This is a genomic window from Azospirillum brasilense (assembly GCF_007827815.1).
GTDB classification, from domain to species: Bacteria; Pseudomonadota; Alphaproteobacteria; order Azospirillales; family Azospirillaceae; genus Azospirillum; species Azospirillum brasilense_C.
The window spans coordinates 268,352-275,406 of the sequence record NZ_VITH01000009.1; the positions used below are offsets into that span (position 1 = coordinate 268,352).

At 70.0% G+C, this 7,055-nt stretch carries 6 protein-coding genes and 2 tRNA genes; 3 read left to right on the forward strand and 5 right to left on the reverse strand.

Going from position 1 to position 7,055, the window contains the following annotated elements; all coding sequences use genetic code 11:
* Nucleotides 1–64 precede the first annotated feature (64 nt).
* On the forward strand, nucleotides 65–1,000 hold the full coding sequence (locus tag FBZ83_RS20330) for a LysR substrate-binding domain-containing protein (protein ID WP_145687473.1): 936 nt from the start codon (nucleotides 65–67) through the stop codon (nucleotides 998–1,000).
* On the opposite strand, the gene FBZ83_RS20335 is transcribed toward FBZ83_RS20330, so the two are convergent.
* Entirely contained in the window at nucleotides 986–1,825 is an 840-nt protein-coding gene (locus FBZ83_RS20335) for a TrmH family RNA methyltransferase (RefSeq protein ID WP_145687480.1), read from the reverse strand. The two genes, FBZ83_RS20330 and FBZ83_RS20335, sit on opposite strands and share 15 nt — an antisense overlap.
* Before the next feature lie 149 nt (nucleotides 1,826–1,974).
* Between FBZ83_RS20335 and FBZ83_RS20340 the strand changes: the two genes are divergently transcribed.
* The gene (locus tag FBZ83_RS20340; RefSeq protein WP_145687484.1) at nucleotides 1,975–2,199 is read left to right on the forward strand and encodes a DUF1127 domain-containing protein; all 225 of its coding nucleotides are present in this window, start codon (nucleotides 1,975–1,977) and stop codon (nucleotides 2,197–2,199) included.
* Between the two features lie 8 nt (nucleotides 2,200–2,207).
* Here the strand turns inward: FBZ83_RS20340 and FBZ83_RS20345 are convergent, their stop codons facing one another.
* The 4 genes from FBZ83_RS20345 to FBZ83_RS20360 all read right to left on the reverse strand — a co-directional run bounded on the left by FBZ83_RS20345 (nucleotide 2,208) and on the right by FBZ83_RS20360 (nucleotide 6,365).
* Nucleotides 2,208–3,374 carry a PQQ-dependent sugar dehydrogenase gene (locus FBZ83_RS20345; protein WP_247888390.1) on the reverse strand — a complete coding sequence of 389 codons (1,167 nt, stop codon included), beginning with the start codon at nucleotides 3,372–3,374 and terminating at the stop codon, nucleotides 2,208–2,210.
* 327 nt (nucleotides 3,375–3,701) lie between these two features.
* Nucleotides 3,702–3,777: transfer RNA gene (locus FBZ83_RS20350), tRNA-Ala, on the reverse strand.
* 30 nt (nucleotides 3,778–3,807) lie between these two features.
* Nucleotides 3,808–3,894: transfer RNA gene (locus FBZ83_RS20355), tRNA-Leu, on the reverse strand.
* 137 nt (nucleotides 3,895–4,031) lie between these two features.
* Nucleotides 4,032–6,365 carry a mechanosensitive ion channel domain-containing protein gene (locus FBZ83_RS20360; RefSeq protein WP_145687487.1) on the reverse strand — a complete coding sequence of 778 codons (2,334 nt, stop codon included), beginning with the start codon at nucleotides 6,363–6,365 and terminating at the stop codon, nucleotides 4,032–4,034.
* Nucleotides 6,366–6,693: 328 nt separating this feature from the next.
* Between FBZ83_RS20360 and FBZ83_RS20365 the strand changes: the two genes are divergently transcribed.
* Nucleotides 6,694–7,055 (forward strand): glyceraldehyde 3-phosphate dehydrogenase NAD-binding domain-containing protein (locus FBZ83_RS20365; RefSeq protein WP_247888391.1); only part of this gene is annotated, 362 nt, incomplete at its 3' end.

Sequence of the window (7,055 nt, forward strand, 5' to 3'; positions counted from 1 at the left end):
GTTATCCCGCCGCGTCGTTGATATATCCAAGACATCGTTTCAAATGCTTCGATAGCCAAAACCTATGAATATCGCCGGTCTCTCCCTTCGCGATCTGGAATATGTGGTGGCGGTGGCCGAGCAGCGGCATTTCGGCAAGGCGGCGGAGCGCTGCTCGGTCAGCCAGCCGTCGCTGAGCGCGCAGATCCGCAAGCTCGAAGACCTTCTCGGCATCCCTCTGTTCGAGCGGACGAGCCGCCGCGTGCTGCCCACCCCGCAGGGGGAGGTGGTGATCCGCCAGGCGCGCGTCGTCCTGGAGGAAGCGCGCCGCCTGCTGGCGCTGGCCCGCGGAACGGCGGATGGCCTGCACGGCCCGCTCGCCATCGCGGCGATTCAGACGCTGGGACCGTACCTGTTCCCCCACGTCCTGCCCGCGATGCGCCGGCACCTGCCCGATGTCCAGCTCGTGCTGTCCGAGGGCCGCACAGACGGCCTGCTGGAGGAGTTGCGCGAGGGGCGGCTCGACGCGGTCCTGCTCGCCCTGCCCGTCGAAGCGGAAGGGCTGACCTGCGACGCCCTGTTCTTCGAGCCCTTCGTGCTGGCCCACCCCACCGGCCACCGGCTGGAAAGCCTGCCCTCCATCGCCCTGGCCGACCTCGACCCAGGCGAACTGGTGCTGCTGGAGGAAGGGCACTGCCTGCGCGATCAGGCGCTGGCCGCCTGCGGCGCCACCACGCGCGGCATGCGCCACGCCACCGGGCTGGAGACGTTGCGCCACATGGTCGCCAGCGGCACCGGCTACACGCTGATGCCGCGGCTCGCCACCGGCGACGGGGAGGCGGCGACAGTGGGCGGGCTGGTCGCCTACCGCGCCTTCCAGGACGACCCGCCGGGCCGGGTCATCGGGCTGGTCTGGCGGGCCAGCGACCCGCGCGCCGCCGGCTTCCGCGCGCTCGCCCGGAGCTTGCGCGACGCCACTCCGCCCGGCCTGCGCCGGATCGACGGCTCAGCCGACGCCTGACTCCGGCTCCGCCATGAAGGCGAGGTGGTGCAGGACGATCCCGCTGGTCGTGGCGACGTTCAAGGAATCGAAATCCGGCGCCATGGGGATGCGCACCGTCCGCGTCCGCGCCAGGACCGACGCCGGCAGGCCCGGCCCCTCCGACCCCAGAAGCAGCGCCGCGCGCTCCGGACGGCGCAGCCCCGCCAGGGTCACCGCGCCCGCCGGGCTCAGCGAGAGGACAGCAAAGCCATGCCGCTCCAGCAGGGCGACCGGGTCGGTTCCCGCCGGAATCCGCAAGAAGGGCACCCGCAGCGCCGCCCCGACCGACACGCGGATCGCCTTGCGGTAGAGCGGGTCGCAGCAGCCGGAATCGAGCAGCACCGCGTCCACACCGAAGGCCGCCGCGTTGCGGAAGATGCCGCCCACATTGTCGTGGTTGCCGATCCCGCACAGCACCAGCACGGTCGCCCGCGGTCCCAGCGCGGCCAGAAGCGCGTCCGGCTCGGGCATCGCCGCCGCCCGCCCCAGCCCCAGGATGCCACGGTGCAGGGGGAAGCCGGCGATGGCGTCCAGCACCTCCTGCCGGGCGCTGTAGACCGGCACCGCGGCGGGCAGCGCCTCCAGCATCGGCGCCAGCCCGGCGATCCGCTTGTCGGCGATCAGCAGCGACAGGGTTTCATGGCGCGAGGCGGTCAGCAGCGTCCGCAGCACCACCGCCCCCTCGGCGATGAAGCGCCCCTCCCGCCCCACGAGGTCGCGCTCCTTCACATCGCGGTAGGCGGCGATCCGCGGGTCGTCCGGGGCGTCGATGGGGATGATGGAGGGGGGAATGATGGTTGGCATGGGCGCCTGTGTAGCGCCCCTGCCGCCCCATCGGAAGTCCGGAAAGTGCGGGGCCGATGTGAAGGGGGCCACTTCCCCACCGGCCAAAGCCCGTTAGACAGGGCCGGCAACGCGGGGCGGCAGTCCCCGCCCGAACGGAGGAATCGTCCATGCCGACCCTGCCCGTCGTCCGCGCCTTCGGCGCAACCCTGCCGAAATCACTCGCCTCCGCCCTGCTGGGTACCTTCCGCAAACTGATGGAGCGCCGGACGCAAAGAGCCGCCACCCTCGACCGCCTCGACGACCGATTGCTGAGGGACATCGGCGTCAGCCGCAGCGACCTGATGGCCGCGGAGCGCCTGGGGAAACCGCCCCGGCGCCGCGGTGGCCGCTGAATCGGTGCTTACGATTTTCCCGCCGGAGTCACCCGCAGGATCTCGCCCCTATTCTCATCGGTCAGCAGATAGAGCGCCCCGTCCGGCCCCTGGCTGACCTGCCGGATGCGCTTGCCGAGATCGCGGAACATGCGCTCCTCGTGCTTGACCTTGTTGCCGTCGAGTTCGAGCCGGACGACCTCCTTGGTGGCCAGACCACCGTTGAAGAGGCTGCCCTTCCAGCCCGGCACCGTGTCCGCCGTGTAGAAGGTCATGCCGGAGGAGCCGATGACCGGGGTCCACTGGTACACCGGTTCCTCCATGCCGGGCGCGCTCGACTTGCCCGTCCCGATCGGCGTCCCGTTGTAGTTCACGCCGTAGGAGACCACCGGCCAGCCGTAATTCTTCCCCGGCTCCGGCACATTGACCTCGTCGCCGCCGCGCGGGCCGTGCTCGTTGATCCACAGCGCGCCGGTCTGCGGATTCAGGGCGGCGCCCTGGATGTTGCGGTGACCGTAGGACCAGATTTCCGGCAACGCGCCGGACCGGTTCACGAAGGGGTTGTCGGCGGGCACGGAGCCGTCGCGGTTGATCCGCACCACCTTGCCCAGATGCGAGTCGAGGTCCTGGGCCTGCGTCCGGAACTGCTCCAGCGAACGCTCGCCCAGAGTCACGTACAGATGGCCCTGCCGGTCGAAGACCAGCCGGGAGCCGTAATGCATCCGGCTTTCCACCTTGGGCTTCTGCGAGAAGATCACCCGGACGTCGGTCAGGGCGGTCTCGTCGGCGTTCAACGCGCCGCGCGCCACGGCGGTGGAGTTGGTGCCGTCCTCCGTCCCCGGCTCGGAAAAGCTGAGATAGACGAGGCGGTTCTGCGCAAAGTCCGGGTCCAGCGCCACGTCGAGCAGGCCACCCTGCCCACGGTCGTCGACCTTCGGCACGCCCTTCACCGGGGCGGACACGCTGCCGTCCGGCGCCACGATGCGCAACCGGCCGTCCTTCTCGGTCACCAGCATCCGCCCATCGGGCAGGAAGGCCAGTCCCCAGGGATGGCTGAGGCCGCTGGCGATGGTTTTCACCGACACCATCGCTTTTTCGGTTTTGAACACCTTGTCCACGGCGCTCGCGTCGGTGACGCTCAGGCACGCCGCAAGGGTGGTGGCGGTCATCAGGGCGGCGGTTCGGCCCATGCGCATTCCTCGTCCTCCCGCATCGTCGCTGTCGATGGGTAGGTGGGGGCGCCACCGCCACGAACAAGACGCCCGACGCCATGTCACCCCCATTACACCCCTGATCCTTCGATCGCTTGCCCGCCTGCCTCTCGCCCGCTCTGCGAAGACGCCGCCGATCAAACCCAGCGATGGAAAACAGTTCGGGTGGCTGCTGGCCGATGGGGTGGTGTGCGCTGCGATGGCGGTGGCCGCACCCGATACGCCCCTCGAAGCCGTGTTGATGTCGGCTTGGAAACAGGGGGGCCGGAAATGGGAAAAGCCAGCAACCCGTCGGGGTTGCTGGCTTCATGATGGTGGAGCCAAGGAGGATCGAACTCCTGACCTCTACAATGCCATTGTAGCGCTCTCCCAGCTGAGCTATGGCCCCACTATAGTCACAGACCAACACAAGAAGTGTTGGTGCGCTTGGAGGGACTCGAACCCCCACGGCCTTTCAGCCACTAGGACCTGAACCTAGCGCGTCTACCAATTCCGCCACAAGCGCAACGTCTACTCTTTGCATCCCGCGTCTCTTGGGGTGACGCGGGAGCGCTGATATAGCCGTGCCAATGGCGGGGCTCAAGCGAAATCGACATGGCCCCGTCACTTTTTTGCAAGACCGCGGGAGGGAGCGCCAGCCGCCTACTCCGCCGCCCCGGCGTGGCGCATCCGGCCAGCATCGGCGGCTCCCGCTTTGGCAAGCGCCTCGGCGGCGCCGCGGGCGATGTGCAGCGTGCGCTGCGGCAGCGGGAAGTCGATTCCCAGCTCGATGAAGCGCGCCTTCATGCGGCCGTTGAACGCACGCCCGACGTTCCACTGCTGGATCGGCAGCGTCTTGATGCGCGCCTTGATGACCGCCGCGGACTCTTGGAAGGAATCGACGCCCAGCACCTCCAGCGGTTCCAGGATGAGCGGCGCGAAGCGCGGGTCCTTGCGCAGCTCGTCGCCGATGTCGTGCAGAACGGAGACCACGCGGTCGGCGTTCTCGTGATAGGGGATCGCCACGTCGAACACGTAGTAGCTGAAGTCCTTCGTCATGTTCGACACGCTGGTGACCGCGCTGAAGGGGATGGTGTGGACCGTCCCGTCGAAGTCGCGCAGGCGGATGGTGCGGATGTTCATCCCCTCCACCAGACCGCCCTTGCCGCCGACATTGACGACATCGCCGACCGAGATGGTGTCCTCGAACAGGATGAACAGGCCGGTGATGACGTCCTTGACCAGGGTCTGCGCGCCGAAGCCGACGGCGAGGCCGACCACGCCGGCACCGGCCAGCAGCGGCCCGATGTTCAAGCCCAACTCCGACAGGGTGATCAGCGTGACCAGCGTCAGCAGGACCACCAGCAGCGCGCTGCGCAGCAGTGGCAGCAGGGTGCGCACCCGCGCGCTGCGCTGGATGGCCCGCCCGTTGCGGTCCGTCGTCGCCAGATGGCGCTCGATCAGGCCGTTGGTCACCTCCCACACGGCGAGCGCGATGGCGCCGACCAGCAGGAGGGACAGGCCCGACGCCACGATGCGCAGGCCGATGGCCGTCTGCAGCCAGCCCCAGACATCCAGCCCCCAGGCGCTCAGAACCACCAGCCCGCCCAGCACGGCCACCACCGCGTGCAGCAGCCGCGCGGTGGGGGCAACGTAGCGGCGCAGCCGCCCCGCCGCCCAGGCGGAGTGTCCGCGCCGGCGGTCCATGCGCTCCAGGATCGCCGCGGCGGCGCGGGTGATCCCCCGCCCGATCAGCCGCGCGACCCCGGCGATCACCAGGGTCACGGCCGTTGCCTGGACCACGAACAGCAGCCCGCCGCTGATCTCCAGCGCCCAGATGCCGAACAGGACGATGATGTAGAGGATGGCGATGGCGTGCCAGACGTCGGCCACGCGGCGGCCGGCGGCGCGCAGCATCCGGCCCGCCCCGGCGGCGCGCCGTCCGGGCGGAACCGGCGACACCACGTCGGACAGCGGCTGCGCCGCCGCGATCCCGCCGCGCAGGCGTGCGGCCACCGCCTCCCGGCTTTGCAGCACCAGCACCGCCAGCATGACGGCGACCAGCAGGCCGACCAGGGTCACCAGCGCGCTGTAGCTCTGCGCCGGCAGGCCGAGCCGCCGAGCCGCCTCGGCCAGGAACATGCCGTAGAGCGTGGTGATGGCGATGGTCCGGCACCAGCGCAGCAGCCGCAGGGCCGAGCCGTCGCTCATCGGGATCAGCCGCAGGTTGGGCGAGGCCGGGGCGAGCAGCGCCCGGACCACCAGAAGGACGATCTGCACGAAGATGCTGGCGTTGAGGAAGGTGACGCCCAGCACCCGCACCACCGGGGGCGGGTCGAACAGCGCCAGCACGCCGAAGCCGGCGGCGGCGAAGGCCACGATGGGCGCCAGATCGAACAGCGACCGCACCAGCAGCAGCGGCACCTTGGCGAGGGTTGAAGGGATGGGCCGGGCCGCCAGCATGGCGCGCGGGCGCCGCAGCGTGCGGATGGCGATCAGCCGGGCGCCCTGCCCGACCACCACCACCAGCACCAGTTCGGCGACCAGCCAGCCCCAGGCGGCGCGCTGCGCCGGGTCGGAGACCTGCCGCTCCAGCCAATGCAGCCCCTGCGGCGCGTTGAGCAGGGCGTCGCCGGCCAGCGCGGCCTCCTGCCCCAGCCCGTCGAGCCGGTTCGACAGCAGGGTGAGCAGGCGGGTGCCGATCCCCTCCGGTTCCGCCGGTGACACGGCGGCCTCCGCCTGCTCCAGGGCGCGGAGCTGGCCGAGCAGGGCGGCGCGGCGGTCCGGGTCCTCCAGCGTCTGGCGCAGGCGGGCGATCTCCTCCGGGTTGGGCGCCGCCTCGGCCTGGGCCGTCGGGGCCGGCGTCGGGATCTGCGCCGAGGCCGGGGTCGCGATCCCCCCAAGCGCGGCGGTCAGCAGGAGAAGGAGGGCGAGAAGGCCGCGCAGGGCGCGGAGGCGGGCGGCGGGAAGCCGTGGGGCACGGTCGTCGGAAGTCATCGTCCTCTGGCGGTTCCGTTTTCAGGGCGGTTCCGGTCTTCAGGGAAGACCTTTGGAGCGGTCCGGGTGACGGGTCCAACCCAGGCCAACAGCGCCGGGCACGATTTGTCTTGCAACGCAGCAACCGCGACATTTTGTCCGGAGGGCCGGCCGCACCGCCCTCCGCTCTTGCGCATCAATCTAATATACTAGTATATATCTCAACGAAGCCCGGAAGCGCCCGCGCCCTGGCGCGGCGGGCCGCCCGATCCGGCGCCCCTTTCCCACCGGCCCTGGCCGGCGCCGCCCCCGATCCCGTCCGGGGCCGCGAACACCAGCGGAGAACAGCATGTCCGTGAAGGTAGCGATCAACGGTTTTGGCCGCATCGGCCGTCTGGTTCTGCGGTCCATCTACGAGAGCGGCCGCAAGGACGTCGAGGTCGTGGCGATCAACGATCTGGCCGACCTCAAGGCCAACGCTCACCTGCTGAAGTACGACAGCGTCCACGGCCGCTTCCCCGGCACGATCGAAGTCCAGGACGGCGCGCTGGTCGTCAACGGCCACTCGATCAAGGTCGTGCAGGAGCGTGACCCGGCCAAGCTGCCGTGGAAGGAACTGGGCATCCAGATCGCCATGGAATGCTCGGGCATCTTCACCAAGCGCGCCGACGCCGCCAAGCACCTGGAAGCGGGTGCCGAGAAGGTGCTGAT

What these genes read in the sequence shown, in the direction of transcription:
- FBZ83_RS20340 (WP_145687484.1), top strand. Translation starts at nt 1,975, where the DNA reads ATGCCGACCCTGCCCGTCGTCCGCGCCTTCGGCGCAACCCTGCCGAAA.
- FBZ83_RS20330 (WP_145687473.1), top strand. Translation starts at nt 65, where the DNA reads ATGAATATCGCCGGTCTCTCCCTTCGCGATCTGGAATATGTGGTGGCG.
- FBZ83_RS20345 (WP_247888390.1), bottom strand. Translation starts at nt 3,374, where the DNA reads ATGCGCATGGGCCGAACCGCCGCCCTGATGACCGCCACCACCCTTGCG.
- FBZ83_RS20360 (WP_145687487.1), bottom strand. Translation starts at nt 6,365, where the DNA reads ATGACTTCCGACGACCGTGCCCCACGGCTTCCCGCCGCCCGCCTCCGC.
- FBZ83_RS20335 (WP_145687480.1), bottom strand. Translation starts at nt 1,825, where the DNA reads ATGCCAACCATCATTCCCCCCTCCATCATCCCCATCGACGCCCCGGAC.